Origin of the sequence: Asticcacaulis sp., assembly GCF_035497195.1 — a bacterium.
In the GTDB taxonomy this organism is placed as follows: Bacteria; Pseudomonadota; Alphaproteobacteria; order Caulobacterales; family Caulobacteraceae; genus Asticcacaulis.
On the sequence record NZ_DATJDZ010000017.1, the window covers coordinates 1 to 16219 of the forward strand.

General features: G+C 61.0%; 17 protein-coding genes. 9 read left to right on the top strand and 8 right to left on the bottom strand.

Annotated features, from left to right (window positions below):
• The first annotated feature begins 301 nt into the window (after positions 1-301).
• Together VL130_RS08820 and VL130_RS08825 are read left to right on the top strand one after the other, a co-directional pair.
• A complete protein-coding gene (locus tag VL130_RS08820; protein ID WP_325362475.1) occupies positions 302-796 on the top strand; it encodes a GNAT family N-acetyltransferase in 495 nt (164 codons plus the stop codon).
• Between the two features lie 107 nt (positions 797-903).
• Positions 904-1209 (top strand): hypothetical protein, encoded by a 306-nt coding sequence (locus VL130_RS08825; RefSeq protein WP_325362476.1) that lies wholly within the window; start codon positions 904-906, stop codon positions 1207-1209.
• Here VL130_RS08825 and mmsB read toward each other — a convergent pair.
• From mmsB to VL130_RS08850, 5 genes are all read right to left on the bottom strand, one after another.
• Positions 1206-2084 carry a 3-hydroxyisobutyrate dehydrogenase gene (gene mmsB / locus VL130_RS08830; RefSeq protein WP_325362478.1) on the bottom strand — a complete coding sequence of 293 codons (879 nt, stop codon included), beginning with the start codon at positions 2082-2084 and terminating at the stop codon, positions 1206-1208. The genes VL130_RS08825 and mmsB overlap by 4 nt on opposite strands.
• Positions 2081-3109, bottom strand: a complete 1029-nt coding sequence (locus VL130_RS08835; RefSeq protein WP_325362479.1) for an enoyl-CoA hydratase/isomerase family protein — start codon at positions 3107-3109, stop codon at positions 2081-2083. Before VL130_RS08835 ends, mmsB begins: the two co-directional genes overlap by 4 nt.
• Positions 3109-4233, bottom strand: coding sequence for an isobutyryl-CoA dehydrogenase (locus tag VL130_RS08840; RefSeq protein ID WP_325362480.1), 1125 nt, complete (start codon positions 4231-4233; stop codon positions 3109-3111). The genes VL130_RS08835 and VL130_RS08840 overlap by 1 nt, the downstream gene beginning before the upstream one ends.
• A 96-nt stretch (positions 4234-4329) precedes the next feature.
• Positions 4330-5826 (bottom strand): CoA-acylating methylmalonate-semialdehyde dehydrogenase, encoded by a 1497-nt coding sequence (locus VL130_RS08845; protein ID WP_325362481.1) that lies wholly within the window; start codon positions 5824-5826, stop codon positions 4330-4332.
• Positions 5827-5848: 22 nt separating this feature from the next.
• Positions 5849-6919: a Leu/Phe/Val dehydrogenase gene (locus VL130_RS08850; RefSeq protein ID WP_325362483.1), complete on the bottom strand. Its 1071-nt coding sequence runs from the start codon at positions 6917-6919 to the stop codon at positions 5849-5851.
• A 374-nt stretch (positions 6920-7293) separates the two neighbouring features.
• On the opposite strand from VL130_RS08850, the gene VL130_RS08855 reads away from it, so the two are divergent.
• The gene (locus tag VL130_RS08855) at positions 7294-7773 is read left to right on the top strand and encodes an Lrp/AsnC family transcriptional regulator (protein ID WP_325362484.1); all 480 of its coding nucleotides are present in this window, start codon (positions 7294-7296) and stop codon (positions 7771-7773) included.
• Between the two features lie 100 nt (positions 7774-7873).
• A complete protein-coding gene (locus tag VL130_RS08860; protein ID WP_325362485.1) occupies positions 7874-8356 on the top strand; it encodes an META domain-containing protein in 483 nt (160 codons plus the stop codon).
• On the opposite strand, the gene VL130_RS08865 is transcribed toward VL130_RS08860, so the two are convergent.
• Positions 8353-8586 (bottom strand): BolA family transcriptional regulator, encoded by a 234-nt coding sequence (locus tag VL130_RS08865; protein ID WP_325362486.1) that lies wholly within the window; start codon positions 8584-8586, stop codon positions 8353-8355. The two genes, VL130_RS08860 and VL130_RS08865, sit on opposite strands and share 4 nt — an antisense overlap.
• A gap of 556 nt (positions 8587-9142) precedes the next feature.
• On the opposite strand from VL130_RS08865, the gene VL130_RS08870 reads away from it, so the two are divergent.
• The 4 genes from VL130_RS08870 (at position 9143) to VL130_RS08885 (ending at position 12921) form a co-directional block, all read left to right on the top strand.
• Positions 9143-10654, top strand: coding sequence for a porin (locus VL130_RS08870; RefSeq protein ID WP_325362487.1), 1512 nt, complete (start codon positions 9143-9145; stop codon positions 10652-10654).
• Between the two features lie 89 nt (positions 10655-10743).
• The gene (modA, locus tag VL130_RS08875) at positions 10744-11508 is read left to right on the top strand and encodes a molybdate ABC transporter substrate-binding protein (protein WP_325362488.1); all 765 of its coding nucleotides are present in this window, start codon (positions 10744-10746) and stop codon (positions 11506-11508) included.
• A gap of 8 nt (positions 11509-11516) precedes the next feature.
• Positions 11517-12191: a molybdate ABC transporter permease subunit gene (modB, locus tag VL130_RS08880; RefSeq protein WP_325362489.1), complete on the top strand. Its 675-nt coding sequence runs from the start codon at positions 11517-11519 to the stop codon at positions 12189-12191.
• The gene (locus VL130_RS08885) at positions 12184-12921 is read left to right on the top strand and encodes a molybdenum ABC transporter ATP-binding protein (protein WP_325362490.1); all 738 of its coding nucleotides are present in this window, start codon (positions 12184-12186) and stop codon (positions 12919-12921) included. The genes modB and VL130_RS08885 overlap by 8 nt, the downstream gene beginning before the upstream one ends.
• On the opposite strand, the gene VL130_RS08890 is transcribed toward VL130_RS08885, so the two are convergent.
• Entirely contained in the window at positions 12918-13676 is a 759-nt protein-coding gene (locus VL130_RS08890) for an NAD kinase (RefSeq protein WP_325362491.1), read from the bottom strand. The genes VL130_RS08885 and VL130_RS08890 overlap by 4 nt on opposite strands.
• A gap of 66 nt (positions 13677-13742) precedes the next feature.
• Positions 13743-14618: a DUF2336 domain-containing protein gene (locus VL130_RS08895; RefSeq protein WP_325362492.1), complete on the bottom strand. Its 876-nt coding sequence runs from the start codon at positions 14616-14618 to the stop codon at positions 13743-13745.
• A gap of 219 nt (positions 14619-14837) precedes the next feature.
• Here VL130_RS08895 and VL130_RS08900 point away from each other — a divergent pair, with 219 nt between their 5' ends.
• Entirely contained in the window at positions 14838-16196 is a 1359-nt protein-coding gene (locus tag VL130_RS08900; RefSeq protein ID WP_325362493.1) for a hypothetical protein, read from the top strand.
• Positions 16197-16219 lie beyond the last annotated feature (23 nt).

Sequence of the window (16219 nt, forward strand, 5' to 3'; positions counted from 1 at the left end):
TGGCGCTCGGCGGCTTCCGACAAACGTGCCTCGACCCGCAGAGGTTTGCAGCCGTGCTGCACTCGCTCGGCATTGATCATGGCCAGCACATCGGCCTCCGGGCCGCGTGGGGCAGCCTCCGGAGAGGTGGCAAGGAGGCCCACACAGGCGGCGGCGATAAGCGGCAGGTTACGCATACAATGACTTTCAAACGAGATGCCTGATGCGCGACGATGCGCGCGACGGGTTAAGGTTTCCCCAATAGAGCGAAAAGCCTGCGTCAGGGCTTCAATTATCTGTGATGGGCGCCTATATGCCTGCCATGCTTATCAGACTTGCCACCCTCGCCGATCACGACGCCATCTGGGCCATTATCGAACCCACTGTGCGCGCCGGTGAAACCTATTCCCTGCCGCGTGATTGGGATCGTGACACCGGCCTCGCCTACTGGTTCGCCTCGCCGCATCAGGTTTTTGTGGCGGAAATCGATGGCGTGGTTCTCGGACACTATTTCCTGACGCCAAACCGCCAGGGCGGCGGCGCCCATGTCGCCAATTGCGGCTTCATGGTGTCTCCACAGGCCACCGGCAAGGGCGTCGCCAGCGCCATGTGCGCCCACGCCCTGGAAACGGCCAGGGCGCAGGGCTTCCGCGCCATGCAGTTCAATTTCGTCGTCAGCACCAATGCGCGCGCCGTCGCCCTGTGGCAAAGGCTTGGTTTTGAGATTGTCGGCCGCCTGCCGGGGGCTTTCGCTCATCCGAGACTTGGCTTTGTTGATGCTTTTGTGATGTTTCAGGATTTTTCCGGTCACGACTGATCAATTTTTTCGCCACCCCGGATGCCGCGGAAGTGAGCAAGCGTTAGTTGGCGTATGCCGTGACGTGTGAAAGACTCGGATCTCAGGTTTTTCAGGAGCGACACCCCATGGCCATCACTCTTTTCAATGAAGCGGCGCGCAAGACATTCGTCGATCAGCATATGCAGGCCTTCAAGGTCGGCGTGCGTGAGGGCCGCGCGGCGCGTGAAAAACTTCAGGCCGGCATCGAGTCCATGACCTCTGTACGCTTTGGTGAGGACGACAAGATCGCCCTGCGTGACTATCTGCGCAAGCTCTCCTGGATGTATCGCAAGGGCGAGATCGACGAGCGTACCACCCAGCAGGGCCTGAACAAGGTGGTCATGGCCGCCGCCGCCAACAGCCCGGACGTGCTGCACTATATACGCGCTTAGGCTCCGCGCCGGATACGTTCCATCATATAGGAAAAATCCTGCGCCGCATGGCCCTGGCTGCACAGCGCTTCATAGAGCGCATGGGCCTTGGCGCCAAGCGGCGTGTCAGCATCCGATTGCGCCGCCGCCTGCATGGCCAGAGACAGGTCTTTCAACATCAACGCCGCCGCAAACCCCGGCTGATAGTCGTTATTGGCCGGCGAGGCCGGCACCGGTCCCGGCACCGGGCAATAGCTGGTCATCGACCAGTTCTGGCCCGACGCCTTCGAGGCGATATCAAAAAATACCTGATCCTTGAGGCCCAGTTTTTCCGCCAGAGCAAAGGCCTCGCAGGTGCCGATCATGGTGATGGCCAAGAGCATGTTGTTGCAGATTTTTGCCGCCTGCCCGGCCCCTGCCTCACCGGCATGGATCACCGCCTTGCCCATTTTGGCGAGGATAGGCTCGGCCCCGGAAAATGCCGTCTTCGTGCCGCCGCACATAAAGGTGAGCGTACCAGCCTTCGCCCCGGCCATCCCACCGGAGACCGGCGCGTCGATCATCTGATATCCGGCCGCTTCGGCTTGCCCCGCCACCTGGCGGGCGCTTTCGACATCGATAGTCGAGCAATCGATCAGGATGGCCGATTTCGGCGCGACACCGAATACCTCGCCATAGACCGACAAGACATGTTGCCCGGCCGGCAGCATGGTCACCACCGCGTCGACGCCCTCACAGGCTTCGCTAAGTGACGCTGCGCCGATCGCGCCATCCGCCATGGCTTGAGATAGGGCCGTTTCGCTCAGATCATAGGCGCGCACCTCATGCCCGGCCCTGACCAGATTGGCCGCCATACCGGAGCCCATGTGACCCAAGCCGATAAACGCGATTTTCATAGAGAAAGCTCCTCTGCAACCGGGGCAAACATGGCCTCAACCTGATTTTGCGATACGCCGGCCGGTGTTTCCGGCGACCATTTCGGCGCGTGATCCTTGTCCTCGATCACCGCGCGCACGCCTTCGGAAAAATCGTGCGTGCGGATGATATGGCAGGCGATGCGGTATTCCATCCGCATGATATCCTCAAAGGACGACATCTGCGCCCCGCGCCGTAATTGCGCCAGCGATACGGCCATGGAGAGCGGCGATCGTGTTTTGAGGATATCCGCCTGCGCCGTGGCCCAGACGTTATCGGCCATTTTCAACGCCAGGCAGATATCGGTGATGGTCGGGCGCGAAAAACAATGATTTATGATATCGAGATGTTCGGCATAGGCCGGCGTTTGCGGCGCCTCTGCATAATCGGCCAGCACCGTCTCCGGCGCCTCGCCGCCCAGTATCCGCGCCTTCGCCTCCGGCAATTTTTCGGACGCAATAAAATGGGTGGCGATGTCGGCGGCCAACACATCCCGGCCTTTCAACCTGGCGCCGGTCAGGGCCAGCCAGGTGCCGAGTTGACCTTCCAGGCGCGGCAAGAACCATGACCCGCCGACATCGGGGAACAGGCCGATGCCCGTTTCCGGCATGGCGAACAGGGTGTGCTCGGTGGCGATACGGTGAGACCCATGAATGGAGATACCGACACCGCCGCCCATGGTGACGCCATCGAGGAGCGCAACATAGGGCTTGGGAAAGCGTTTGATCTGGGTGTTGAGCGTATATTCGATGCGGAAAAAGTCCTCGCCTGCCTTACCATCCTTGCGACCGCTTTCAGCCACCATGCGGATATTGCCACCGGCGCAGAAGCCGCGCGTGCCCTCGGCATGGTCGATCATCAGCAGTGTCACGCGGTCATCCACGGCCCATTCGGTCAGCGCCTCGCTCATCAGGCGGCACATGTCGGTATTGAGCGCGTGCAGGGCCTGAGGGCGATTGAGCGTAATCCGGCCTATGCCATTTTCGTTGCGGATAAGTACGTCCATCACTGATCCTTCAGCATGTCGCGCGCGATGATGACGCGCATGATTTCATTGGTGCCTTCGAGTATCTGATGGACCCGCAAGTCACGCACGATACGCTCGACGCCGTAATCATGCAGGTAGCCGTAACCACCGTGGATTTGCAGAGCGTCATTGGCAACTTTCGAGCCGGTATCGGTGACGAAGCGCTTGGCCATGGCGCACCATTTGGTGGCGTCCGGCGCGCCCGCATCCAGCCGTGCGGCCGCTTCGTAAAGCAGGGTGCGCGCCGCCTGAAGCTCGGTCTCCATGTCGGCCAGCTTGAACTGCGTCACCTGAAATTCATTCAGGTGTTTGCCGAACTGGCTGCGCTCGGCCGCATATGACCGGGCGCGATCGAGCGCATCCTGTGCGCCGCCAAGCGAACAGGATGCGATATTGAGCCGACCGCCATCCAGTCCCTTCATGGCAAATTTGAAGCCCTCGCCTTCCCCGCCGATACGGTTCTCCGCCGGGATACGGACATTATCGAACATCACCTGGCGGGTCGGCTGGGCATTCCACCCCATCTTTTTCTCATTGGCGCCAAAGCTCAGGCCCGGCGTTTCCTTCGGCACCACGAAGGCCGATATGGTATCGCCGGTCTTTGCCATGACGACATAGATATCCGAGACCCCGGCGCCGGAAATGAACGCCTTCGAGCCATTGAGCACGTAGGCGTCGCCGTCGCGCTTCGCCCGTGTTTTCATGGCGGCGGCGTCGGAACCGGAGCCTGGTTCGGTCAGGCAATAGCTGGCGATCAGTTCCATGCCGGTCAGCTTCGGCACGAAACGTGGACGCAGGCTCTCCGATCCGAAACTGTCAATCATCCAGGTACACATGTTGTGAATGGAAAGGAACGCCGCCGTGGCGATGCAGCCGCGCGACAGTTGCTCGAAGATCAGCACCGCATCGAGCCGCGACATGCCCGATCCACCGTGTTCTTCCTGAGTATAGATAGCGGCAAAGCCCAGCCCCGCCGCTTCACGCATCACATCGACCGGGAAGTGCTTGCGTTCGTCCCAATCTCCGGCGTCGGGCCGCAGGCGGTCATAGGCGAAGCGCTGTGCCGCTTCCTGGATCATCAGTTGATCGTCGTTCAGTGGCATTGTGGTTCCTGACCTGTATTTGTCCTCTGCTCTGACGGGAGAGGTTTCATTTCTTGTACCTCCCCATCTTTGATGGTGGTGGGGTTTCTTACTTTCTTAGCTCATCGTCGGAATGACAAACGCCTGGTCACCAATATCGCCGTCCGGCCAGCGCTGGGTGACCGTCTTGACCTTGGTGTAGAAGCGCACGCCGTCCTCGCCATACTGGTTCATGTCACCGAAGGCCGAACGCTTCCAACCACCGAAACTGTGATAGGCCACCGGCACCGGGATCGGCACATTGATGCCCACCATGCCGACATTGACCTTGGCAGCGAACTCCCGCGCCGCCAGGCCGTTGCGCGTAAAAATGGCCACGCCGTTGCCATAGGTATGTTGTGACGACAGCGCCGCCGCCTCTTCCAGGGTCTCGGCGCGCACGACCTGAAGCACCGGACCGAAAATCTCTTCCTGATAGGTTTTCATGCCCGGCTTGACGTGATCGAACAGGGTCGGCCCGACAAAGAAGCCCTCCTCGTGGCCCTGAAGCTTCAGGCCGCGACCATCAAGCAGCAGTTCCGCGCCCTCATCGACGCCCATCTGGATATAGTTTTCCACCTTGGCCTTGTGGGCCGCGGAAATCACCGGCCCGTAATGTGCCTCGGCATCGGTAGAAATGCCAACCTTCAGCCCCCGTGCCGCGTCGATCATGCGTTCGACAAAGGCATCCGCCGTCTTCGCCCCAACCGGCACCGCCACCGGCAGGGCCATGCAGCGTTCGCCAGCGGAGCCATAGGCCGCGCCAACGATATCCTTCACCACCTGGTCGAGATCGGCATCGGGCATAATGATGCCGTGGTTCTTGGCGCCGCCCATGGCCTGGACGCGCTTGCCGTGCGCTGCCCCGGTGGCGTAGATATACTGGGCGATATCCGACGAGCCGACAAACGACACCGCCTTGATATCCGGATGGGTGATCAAGGCATCGACCGCCACCTTGTCACCGTGGACGACCTGGAACACGCCTTCTGGCAATCCGGCTTCGATCAATAGTTGAGCAAGACGTACCGGCACGGATGGGTCTTTCTCGGAAGGCTTGAGAATAAAGGCATTGCCGCAGGCCAGGGCCACCGCCGACATCCACAGCGGGATCATGGCCGGGAAGTTGAATGGCGTGATGCCGGCCACCACGCCCAGCGGCTGGCGCATAGAATAGACATCGATGCCTGGCCCGGCGCCTTCGGTATAGTCACCTTTCAGCAGATGCGGAATGCCACAGGCGAACTCGACCACCTCCAGCCCACGCTGCACATCGCCTTTAGAATCGGCGATGACCTTGCCGTGCTCGGAGGACAAGAGGTGCGCCAGTTCTTCCATATTCTGCTCGATCAGTGCCTTGAAGGCAAACATGACCCGCGCGCGGCGTTGCGGGTTCATCGCCGCCCAGCCGACTTGCGCTTTTACCGCCTTCTGGACAGCATCATCTACCTCGGCGGCCGTGGCCAGGCTCACGCGCGCCTGAACCTGGCCGGTATTGGGATCATAGATGTCACCGAAGCGGCCTGACGCGCCAATTACGGACTTGCCGTTGATGAAGTGGGTAATCTCGCGCATCCGGTGCCTCTTGTTCAGGGATTTAAGCGGCTTCGGTCACTTTGCCCTTGGCCTTTGCAGCGGCGATCTTATCCCGCGCCATCGAATCGGCAACCACATTTGTGATCACATTTGTGCTTTTCGCCTTGGCGAAAATATCCGCCAGGCGCGGGCCTATGGCGTCCACCTGCGCCTGGATATGCGCTTCGTCATTATGACCGGAGATTTCACCGGCCACCATGATGATGCCGCCGGCATTGATCACATAATCCGGCGCGTAGAGAATACCGCGCTCACCGAGGATCACCCCGGCCTGTGGGGTCAATAGTTGATTATTGGCCGCACCCGCCACGATGGTTGCCTGCAGATGCTTCGCCACGTCCTCGCTGATCGCTCCGCCAAGCGCACAAGGCGCCACCACGTCGACGGCCTGCAAAAGGATATCTTTCACAGACACGCTTTCAGCGCCGAAGCGATCGCGCATTTCCGTGACACGTTCGGCGTTGATATCGGCCACCACCAGGCGGGCACCGAGCGTGTACAGTTCTTCGCACAGATAGCTGCCGACGTGGCCCAGCCCCTGCACAGCCACCTTCAGGCCCGCCAGATCGGAACGGCCGAGTTTGGATTTAACTGCCGCCTCGATACCGACGCGCACGCCGCGCGCCGTAAAGGGCGAAGGATCGCCCCCCGATTTGCCGACCGCCGCGTCGAGACCTGACACATAACCGGTGGTCCGCGCCACGATCTTCATATCGGCGACCGACACCCCGACGTCTTCGGCGGTAATGTATTGGCCATCAAGGCTATCGACGGCGCGGCCAAAAGCTTCCAGCACGGCTTCGCGCCGGTCCGCCGGCACCGGCCCCAGGATCACCGCCTTGCCGCCGCCCATTGGCAGATTGGCCATGGCGTTCTTGTAGCTCATGCCGCGCGACAAACGCAGGGCATCACCGAGCGCACTCACCCCGCTATCATAGGCCCACAACCGGCAGCCGCCGGCAGCGGCACCCAGCGCCGTGGAATGGACGGCGATGATGGCTTTCAGGCCTGTGGCGGCATCTTCCACCATGAGGACTTTTTCGTGCGCGTCGTAATCGGGATGGTCAAACATCTGCTGTTTCCTTGAGTTCAGGCATTCGCCTTGTGGCATTATTGGAAGATTTTTGGGTCGCCGGGACCGACGCGCCGCCTAGCGCGCCGATCCCGGCGAAATTGGCATATTTGCCTGTGTGTCCATTCCTGGGGGCGCCTGTCCCGCGTGCCGGGTGGAGAACCCCGGCAGCCGAAACCGGCACCTGTTATCCGCTAACGTCACATGGGCGTACATGGCGGGTGTCCCTGTTTTATATCGTTACGACGGAGACTAGGCGCGTTTCAGGAGAAAGTGTTTCCGAACTGCCTTGATAAAGACATTGGCGCGGGTGAAACTATCTGCGATAATCACCAAATATAGAAAAATATTTTGCTGCAGGGCAAAAGGACGCAATGAACAAGAACAAAGCCAGCCAATCCCTGGATGAAATCGATCGCAAAATTCTGCGCCTGCTGCGTGAAAACGCGCACATGACGACGCAGGAAGTGGCGGATAAGGTCGGCCTGTCGCAGACCCCTTGCTGGTCGCGCATCAAGCGCCTCGAAGAGTCAGGCGTGATCGCCGGCTATGTCGCCCTGCTCAACCCGGAAAAGATCGGCCGGCCTCTGTCGGTGATCATCGAAATCAATCTCGAACAGCATGATGACGAGAAGATCGAGACCTTTTCCCGCCATCTGGCGCAGTTACCTGAAGTAACCGACGCCTATCTGACCACCGGCGAATATGATTATGTCATCATCGCCGCCGTAGAAAACACCGAGGACTACGAAGGCTTCCTGCGCCGGCGCCTGCTGAAATTCCCCGGCATCCGCCATGCCCGCTCAACCTTCTGCCTGCGTCGCCTCAAGCGCGATCCGTCGCCTTCTTTGTAAAAGTGAACCGTCTGCGTCACCTTCCCCAACCGCGCGATCTGCGGTAAGGTGAAGCCGCCCGGTTCATCGGGTTCACCGTTCCAGCAGAAGGCGCCGCTCCATGATCGTTCGCACCGGATTTCTGATTGCCGCCACCCTCGCCTTAAGCGCCTGCGCCACAGCGTCTCCGCAGGCGTCGAAGGATACCAGCGCAACGGTCGCTTCGAGTGAACCGCCCAAAACCCTGGTTGGCACCTGGCAACTGACTCAGTTCCAGCCGAACGATGTTAGCATCGCGCCTGTGAAGCCTGACACCGCGGATAAGTACGAATTGACCTTCCTCAGCGGTGGCCGCGCCGCCATGAAGGTCGATTGCAACCGCGCCACCGCCATCTGGGAAATGACGCCGACCGACGGCACCCACGGGCACCTGACCTTCGGGCCGCTCGCCATGACGCGCATGGCCTGCCCCACGCCCGGTCTTGATACCAAGTGGGAACTCAACGCCAATTCGATCGCAGATTACGCGGTGGACGGCGATACCCTGTCACTGGGCCTCGAAGGCGGCAAGGGCACCTATACCTGGACACGCAAGAAAGATTAGGCTTTCGCCACCGTCTCAAGCGCCAGGGCGTGGAGCGGACCGCTGAGCAGGTCCGCCAGCGCCTTGTTGACCAGTTGATGCTGTCGCACACGCGGCAGACCGTTGAAAGCCTCGGATACGATGCGCGCCTTATAGTGATCGCCATCACCGGCCAGATCGGTGATCGTCACCTCGGCATCCGGAAAGGCCGCTTCGATGCGGGCCTGAAGATCGCTTTGCGCTATGGCCATAACAGGCTCCTGTAAAAGATGTCGGCCGCCTTTAGCCGGTTTTGCCCGGCTTGGGTAGAGCTGTGACCCATTTGCATCGAATTTGCTGCATTGCATTAAAATCAGTGTTCGGCGCTTGACGCCCATCTGCCGCGGCGTAATCTGGCCCTGCGTTCAAAGATGAATGCACCTCCGGCCAAATTCGCCAATGGCGGCGTTTTGGCTACAGATCAGACAATGACGTCTCATAGCATGACCGCCACGCGCGGGCGGCTCTGGGGCGTTTTTTTTATGGCCAAAACCTCAAACCGCGTGCCTGCGCCGGAAACGCGCGCACGCAATTTTATCAAGCGGGCAGCCCAAAAGCCTTTGGCAGTCAATTGACGGTCTTTAATGCCGTGAATGCCTGCTCCTCCTACTAAGAACCGATCAAGGCGCACGAGTGGCGGCCTCACAGGCGATGAAACATCTTATCTCCGAACTTCACCTAGCCATATCACGATGCGATTTTTCCCCTGAAAGATGCAATTAACCAAATCAAACTATGGTCCAAGCCAGTTTCAAAGGAGCCTCCTCTATGCGTACCCCCACTCGCCGGACACACCGGACCCTGATCGCCGCCGCCAGCCTGATGGCCCTGACCTTCGCCGTGCCAGCCCTCGCCCAGGCCGTACCGGCTGAAGTCCAGGCCAAGATGGACGCCATGCAGGCGCAGATCGACGCGCAACAGGCCATGCTGAACGACCTCAAGGCTCAGGTCGCCGCGCAGTATCATGCCCCCGCTCCCGTCGCCGTGGCGACGCCCCCCGCCAAGCCCGTCGCACCGGCCACCACGGTCGCCATCAAGAACGGCTCGCCCGGCATCGCCACCAGCGACGGCGCCTTCACCTTCAACGTCAAGGGCCTCTTCCAGGCCGACGCCGCTGCCTACAGCCAGGACGACAATCTGCCCGCGGCCGTCACCAACCGCGACCTCAACAGCGGCACCAATATCCGCCGCGCCCGCGTCATCTTCAATGGCAAGATGTTCAGCGATTTCGACTATAACCTGACCTTCGACTTCGGCGGCGCCGGCGCCGAGGATGTCGGCCGCGTCCACGAGGCCTGGGTCCAGTATTCCGGCTTCAAGTCGGCGAAGTTCCGCGTCGGTGAATTCGGCCCCAGCGTCGGTCTGGCCGATGCCGGCTCGCAAACCGGCTCGCCGTTCCTCGAACGCGCCTCCTCCGCTGAAATCGCCCGTAACTTCGCCGGCGGCGACACCCGCATGGGCGTGGCGGCCTTCAATGCCAAGGATCGTTACCTGTGGTCAGTGGCCCTGACCGGCAATACGGTGTCGTCGCTGAATACGGCGGCGTCCAGCTTCAATACGGTCAATACTGACGAGCAGTTCGGCGTCGCTGCGCGTATCGCCGGCACCCCGTTCAAGGGCAAGAACTCGCTGGTTCACATTGGCCTCAACTATTCCGCCATCATCAATCCGGCCGATACCGGCGCGGCCTCGGCCACGCGTTATCCGGTGCAGTTGCGCGATCGTCCGGAACTGCGCGTCGATGGCAGCCGCCTGGTCGATTCCGGCGCCATCAATGCCGGTTCGGCCGCCGCGACCGGCGTCGAATTCGGCGCACAGTATAAAAACCTGTTCGTGCAGAGCGAAGCCTTTGATTACAAGATCGAACGCCTGGGCGCCGCCACGGGCGTCACCGATCCGAAGTTCACGGGCTGGTATGTTGAAGGCGGCTGGGTGCTGACAGGCGAGAGCCGCAAGTACAATACCGCGACCGCTGCCTTTGACGGCGTGACGCCGGCGGCCAATTTCGATCCGGCCTCCGGTCACTGGGGGGCGTTTGAACTGGTGGCGCGCTATTCAACTCTCGACCTGAACTACCATGATACGGCAGCGCTTACGGCCGATCGTGTACTCGGCGGCCAACAGGACATCACCGCGCTCGGCCTCAACTGGCAGCTTAACCCCGGCGTCCGCTTCATCTTCCAGGGCCAGAGCGTCAAGGTTGATCGCCTGAATGCCGCCGGCGCGCAGATCGGCCAGGACTACACCACCTTCGCCGTCCGCAGCCAGTTCGGCTTCTAATCACTTGCCAAGGTCCGGTGATTGACCGATCATCGGACCTTGACGTACCGCGCAACCTGTTTTTTCCTCCCCGAATCAAGAGACCCGCGATGACCTCAAAGATCACGTTCCACAAGCGCGCCTTCATGCTGGCGGCGCTGTGCCTGTCTGTCCTCTCAGCGCCTGCCTTTGCCGGCGATGTCCAGGTGGCCGTGGCCTCCAATTTCACCGAACCGGCCAGGGAAATCGCCACTGCTTTCGAGGCGAAGACCGGCAACCATGTCGTCATGAGCTTCGGCCCCTCCGGCGGCTTCTACAGCCAGATCCGGCAGGGCGCGCCGTTCGAGGTCTTCCTCAGCGCCGACGCCGAGCGCCCGACCAGACTTGAGGCAGAAAATCTCGGCGTAAAGGGCAGCCGCTTCGTCTACGCCTACGGCACACTGGTTCTGTGGAGCGCCACGCCCGGCTTCGTCGATGACAAGGGCGCGGTGCTGGCCAGGGGTAATTTCCAGCACATCGCCATCGCCGATCCGGCCACCGCTCCCTATGGCACAGCGGCTGTCCAGACGATGAAAAAGCTTGGCCTGTACGACACGCTGGCGCCGAAGATCGTCAAGGGCAGTTCCATCGCCCAAGCCTATGGCTTCGTCGATACCGGATCGGCCGAACTGGGTTTCGTCGCCCTGTCGCAGATATACAAGCTGAGCAAGGGCTCGCGCTGGGTCGTCCCTGCCTCCGACTATACGCCGATCGACCAACAGGCCATCCTGCTCAATCCCGGCGCCAATGATCCGGCGGCCAAGGCCTATATCGCCTTCCTCAAGAGCAAAGAAGCGGTTAAGATCATCAAATCTTACGGCTACGCGGTTCACTGAAAGGCGACATGACGGATCTTGCCAGCGCCATCCGCGTAACGATCAGCCTCGCGGCGGTCACCACACTCTGTCTGCTGGTGATCGCCACGCCGATTGGCTGGTGGCTGTCCAGAAGCCGTAATCTATTCAAGGATATCGTCACCGCAGTAGTGGCCTTGCCGATTGTCCTGCCCCCGACCGTTCTGGGCTTCTACCTGCTGGTGGCGATGGGGCCGAAAAGCCCATTGATGGACCTGCTGCACCCCTTCGGCATCCGGACGCTGAATTTCTCCTTCGCTGGCCTGGTGATCGGCTCCATTGTCTATTCGCTGCCCTTCGCCGTCCAGCCAATTCGCAATGCCTTTGAAAGCCTGGGCCAGCGGCCGTTCGATGTGGCGGCCACCCTGCGCGCATCCCCCCTCGACACCTTTTTTACCGTGGCCATCCCAATGGCGCGCAAGGGTTTCCTGACCGCCGCCCTGCTCGTCTTCGCCCATACGGTCGGCGAATTCGGCGTGGTGCTGATGATCGGCGGCGCCATTCCCGGCAAGACCGAGGTGGTCTCCATCCGCATCTGGCAGATGGTCGAGCAACTCGACTGGCCAAACGCCCACCGGTTGGCCGGGGGTTTGCTGGTCTTCGCGTTCGCTATGCTGCTGTCCCTGCTGCTGATCGACCGGCGCTGGGGGGCGAAACATGCCTGAAAACGCAAAAATAAAGGTGTCGCTTAAGGGATCAGCCGGTGGTTTCATGCTTGACGCCGCATTTTCGGTGCCGGCGCAGGGCGTCACCGCCATCTGGGGACCGTCCGGTTCAGGAAAAACCACGCTCCTGTGCGCCATCGCCGGCCTGACCCGGTTGGAAGGGCATGTAAAAATTGGCGCTGATGTCTGGCAAGACGGACAGCGGTTCGTGCCCGTCCATAAACGCCGTGTCGGCTACGTTTTTCAGGAGGCGTCGCTGCTGCCGCATCTTTCGGTGCGCGGTAATCTCGATTTCGCCATAAAACGCAATGGCGGCCATAGGGTCGATTTCGATGGACTGGTCGAGCGCCTGAAACTAACCACCCTGCTCTCGCGTTCGGTCGGCAAACTCTCCGGCGGCGAACGCCAGCGCGTGGCTCTGGCCCGCGCCCTCGTGAGCGCTCCGGAAATCCTGCTGATGGATGAACCCTTGTCCAGTCTCGACGGTGAAGCCAAGGCCGAGATCGTGCCGATGATCGCGACGCTGTCGCGCGAGACCGGTCTGCCCATCCTCTACGTCAGCCACGATGCTTACGAGGTCGAGCGCCTCGCCGACCGGATCTTGCGCCTCAGCAAGGGCCGAATCATCGACATGCCCGATATGGCGTTCAACGCCAGTCTGGACGGTCTCACCGAAGGGCAGATCCGCGCCTTGGCCGAAGCGGCCCTGAAGGCCGGGATCAAGGGCTAGCTGACAAACTGCTCGGCCAGCACCCGCTCGTCATAACCGTTACCGGCGTCGAACAACAGGGTTGCCTTGAGGTCTTCGGCCTCGGCAATATCGACACTGATGACATCACGCACATCATAGGTATCCGCCGCCGCGCTGATCGGGCGTTTTTCGGCCTCCAGCGCCTCGATCCGCACCTTCGCCGTATGCGGCAGGATGGCCCCGCGCCAGCGTCGCGGACGAAAGGCGCTGATCGGCGTCAGGGCCAGGGCCTTGGCGGTCAGGGGAATGATTGGCCCGTGCGCCGACAGGTTATAGGCGGTAGACCCGGCCGGCGTCGCCACCATGACGCCATCGCACATCAGTTCATCGAGCCGCACCTTGCCGTCGATCAGGATGCGCAGCTTGGCGCCCTGGTGCGACATGCGCAGCAGCGACACCTCGTTGAAGGCCAGGGCGGTATGCTCGACGCCGGCACGGGTGTGGGCGGTCATGCTGAGCGGACTTATCAGGGTGCTCTCGCTCTTGAGGATACGCTCCATCAGGCGGTCCTCGGCATAGTCATTGAGCAGGAAACCGACGCTGCCGCGATTCATGCCGAAGATCGGAATCTGGTCTTTCAGATACTTATGCACGGTCTGTAACAGGAAGCCGTCGCCGCCCAGCGCCACGACCACATCGGGGTTAGCGACCGAACCGTAAAGCGCCTTGAGCCGCGCGCAGGCTTCCTGCGCTTCGGGGCGGTCTGAGGCGGTAAAATCGAGGCGGAGTGACATCAGGGCCGTTTTTACGGTTAGGTTCAAGCCTATCTAAGCCGGTTTTCGCCGATAAGTCTAAGGAAATCAGTGCGCCTGATCGATCAGGAGGGCTAATCTGCGCCGCGCATCGGCGGCTGTCAGGCCGAAAACCGACAAAACCAGTGGCCTCTGCCCGTCAGTCATCTGTGGTGCAGCTTCATATGCGCCTTGCCAGACCGACAGGATATGCAGGAAAACGACCCGATCCAGGCCCGCCGCGCAAACGGCCAGGGCCAGCGGCACAGCCGACTCCGAGGCCAGAACCCGGCCCAGGCCCGGCGTATCCAGTTTCAGCCGGCGCGCCATTTCACGGACAAACCCCGCCGCTTCCCCACCGCGCACCAAGGCGATCAGTTTGAGATTGCTATGGCCCATATCCGCGCCATGATGCAGGCGCACCTGCGATTTAGCGACGGCCAAGCCTTCATGGGCCAGGACAGCGGCACGGATATCGGCGTTTTCCAGCGCCCTGCGGGCAAAACCCAGCTGGTCTTCCTCGTCGAAGGACAGGGCCGGATTGCCAATAAGGGCAGCCATTACGCTATCATTCTGGGTGCGTATCAGCGCCTTGATCACACGCCAGTCAAGGCCGGGCCGTGCCGCGATCAGGCGATGATGCGCCTCGCCGGTTGCGGTGACCAGCGCCAGCAAAGCCTGTGGCGTCAATGCCGGCAGGGACGCCCGCAGCAGGGGCGCAGCCAGATCAACCGGCAGGCGGCACAGGCGTACCACCAGTTCCTCGTCGGAACGGATCAGTTCCCCGACAGGCAGTTCGGGGACTTCATATAGCGGTTTGCGCGCCACCAGCGACAGGCCGGCATTACGGAAATCACGCGCCGCCGCCTCTGCCGTTCGCGCCACGGTCAGGCGCGTTTCCGCAGGCGCGGATTCCGTTGAAAAGGCGAACGGCAAGGCGGACAAGGGCGTTGTGACATCCTGAAAAGCTGAAGAGATTCGTTATAAACAGAGTCTGACGAAACAGGGTGAAGACTTGCTTAATAGCCCATAAAGACACCGGTGGCTCAACCGCAAGTTTGCGTAACCACGTTATGTTTTGTAAAAATGCTCGCTATTAATCTTGTCTCAATCGACGCCCGCTAGGCTTACCTCCTGTTCAGTGTACCCATAAAAAGGACATCCATGTCCGATACGTCTCAGGAGGCCCCCAGGGCACAGATGACCCACCCGGCCGATGCCGGTTCCGCCGTCATGCCGCGTTCGCCGGACCTCGGGCGTGAAAACCTGATTATCGAGCATGACGATGCGGTCGAAATCATCGAGCGCCTGCGCGAAACCCATGTCGACATCAATGGCCATACCTTCCTGTTGAAGCTCGACACCCTGATCGTTCGTCTCGGCATTAAGTGGGAGGGCAAGCGGGAGCAGGTCCTTGACCACCTGAAGACGGCTTTCGAGCGCGCCCATCCCGAACCGAACTGGTGCATCCCCGTCAATCAGGATTGCTGGCTGGGCATGTTGCCTGAATCCGACTCACGCAAGGGCGCCCTGTTCATAGCTGAAACCTGGCGCGAGCTTTGCGGCTTCTTCGTCGGCGACATGTCGGCGCTGGAGGTGCCGCTTTATGACGTACTGGCTGAGGACGTCGATCGTATCTCGCTGAAAAAAATCGATCTGGCCACCTATTTCCCGGCCGGAAATGCTGATAACGCCCCGATCAAGGCCCGCCACGGCTCATCAACCACGGAAGACGCCAAGGCGGAGGGGGCTTCGGCCGCCCAGCGCCCGCTGATCGTCGCCACCAACCTGTCCCACGCCGGCCGTAACCTCAAGGTGGCCAGCGCCGTAGAACCCCTGTTCGAGATGAAGAAGATGGTCCTGATCGGCCACCGCCTCGAATCGATGGTGATGGAAAATCTCGACAACACCCTGCTCGACCGCAAGGCGCTGGCCAATCTCGACTGGGGCCTGCGTGAAATGGTCGATATTCTCAATATTGACCAGGGCCTGAAACTGCTGAAACTGCGCAGCCCTGAGCAGCGCAAGATGATGATGGTCGTCCCCGCCGCCTTCTCGACCTTCGCCTCGGCCCGGGCCAGGCAGAAGATCACCCAGGAAGTGCAGAAGGCCGCCGCCGAAATGGGCCTGAAAGTCCTGTTCGAAATCCGTGGACTCGATGGCGTACCGCCGCATCGCGTGCTGGAAATCGTCTCCCTGATCAAGCCCTTCTGCATGACGGTGGTCGGCTCGGTCAGCCCTGACCGCAAAATCATCGCCGCCCTGGCCAAGTGCGGCCTGTCGGGCGTCTGCGTCGAATACGACGGCGCAAAACGCGACGAAGACACTCTGCGCGACTATCTCGGCGGCCTGGCCACCACCGCCAAGCTTTCGGCTGGCGCCTGCATGGTGCAGGGCTTCGACAATTACCGCCAGATGGCCGTGGCCCGCCTGGCCGGCGTCACCCACGCCAGTATGCGCACCGCCGCACTGATGTCGCCCAAGGCGCCGGCGCCCGTGGCAACAGAAGACGCCGGGAGCTAAAAGCTTCCGGCGCCAGATTTCCC

Bases quoted from the DNA above. Each gene is read 5' to 3' on its own strand.
- VL130_RS08870 (WP_325362487.1), top strand. From the start codon at position 9,143: ATGCGTACCCCCACTCGCCGGACACACCGGACCCTGATCGCCGCCGCC.
- VL130_RS08885 (WP_325362490.1), top strand. From the start codon at position 12,184: ATGCCTGAAAACGCAAAAATAAAGGTGTCGCTTAAGGGATCAGCCGGT.
- VL130_RS08820 (WP_325362475.1), top strand. From the start codon at position 302: ATGCTTATCAGACTTGCCACCCTCGCCGATCACGACGCCATCTGGGCC.
- VL130_RS08865 (WP_325362486.1), bottom strand. From the start codon at position 8,586: ATGGCCATAGCGCAAAGCGATCTTCAGGCCCGCATCGAAGCGGCCTTT.
- VL130_RS08835 (WP_325362479.1), bottom strand. From the start codon at position 3,109: ATGGACGTACTTATCCGCAACGAAAATGGCATAGGCCGGATTACGCTC.
- VL130_RS08855 (WP_325362484.1), top strand. From the start codon at position 7,294: ATGAACAAGAACAAAGCCAGCCAATCCCTGGATGAAATCGATCGCAAA.
- VL130_RS08840 (WP_325362480.1), bottom strand. From the start codon at position 4,233: ATGCCACTGAACGACGATCAACTGATGATCCAGGAAGCGGCACAGCGC.
- modA (WP_325362488.1), top strand. From the start codon at position 10,744: ATGACCTCAAAGATCACGTTCCACAAGCGCGCCTTCATGCTGGCGGCG.
- VL130_RS08825 (WP_325362476.1), top strand. From the start codon at position 904: ATGGCCATCACTCTTTTCAATGAAGCGGCGCGCAAGACATTCGTCGAT.
- VL130_RS08845 (WP_325362481.1), bottom strand. From the start codon at position 5,826: ATGCGCGAGATTACCCACTTCATCAACGGCAAGTCCGTAATTGGCGCG.
- VL130_RS08850 (WP_325362483.1), bottom strand. From the start codon at position 6,919: ATGTTTGACCATCCCGATTACGACGCGCACGAAAAAGTCCTCATGGTG.
- modB (WP_325362489.1), top strand. From the start codon at position 11,517: ATGACGGATCTTGCCAGCGCCATCCGCGTAACGATCAGCCTCGCGGCG.
- VL130_RS08890 (WP_325362491.1), bottom strand. From the start codon at position 13,676: ATGTCACTCCGCCTCGATTTTACCGCCTCAGACCGCCCCGAAGCGCAG.
- mmsB (WP_325362478.1), bottom strand. From the start codon at position 2,084: ATGAAAATCGCGTTTATCGGCTTGGGTCACATGGGCTCCGGTATGGCG.
- VL130_RS08860 (WP_325362485.1), top strand. From the start codon at position 7,874: ATGATCGTTCGCACCGGATTTCTGATTGCCGCCACCCTCGCCTTAAGC.
- VL130_RS08900 (WP_325362493.1), top strand. From the start codon at position 14,838: ATGTCCGATACGTCTCAGGAGGCCCCCAGGGCACAGATGACCCACCCG.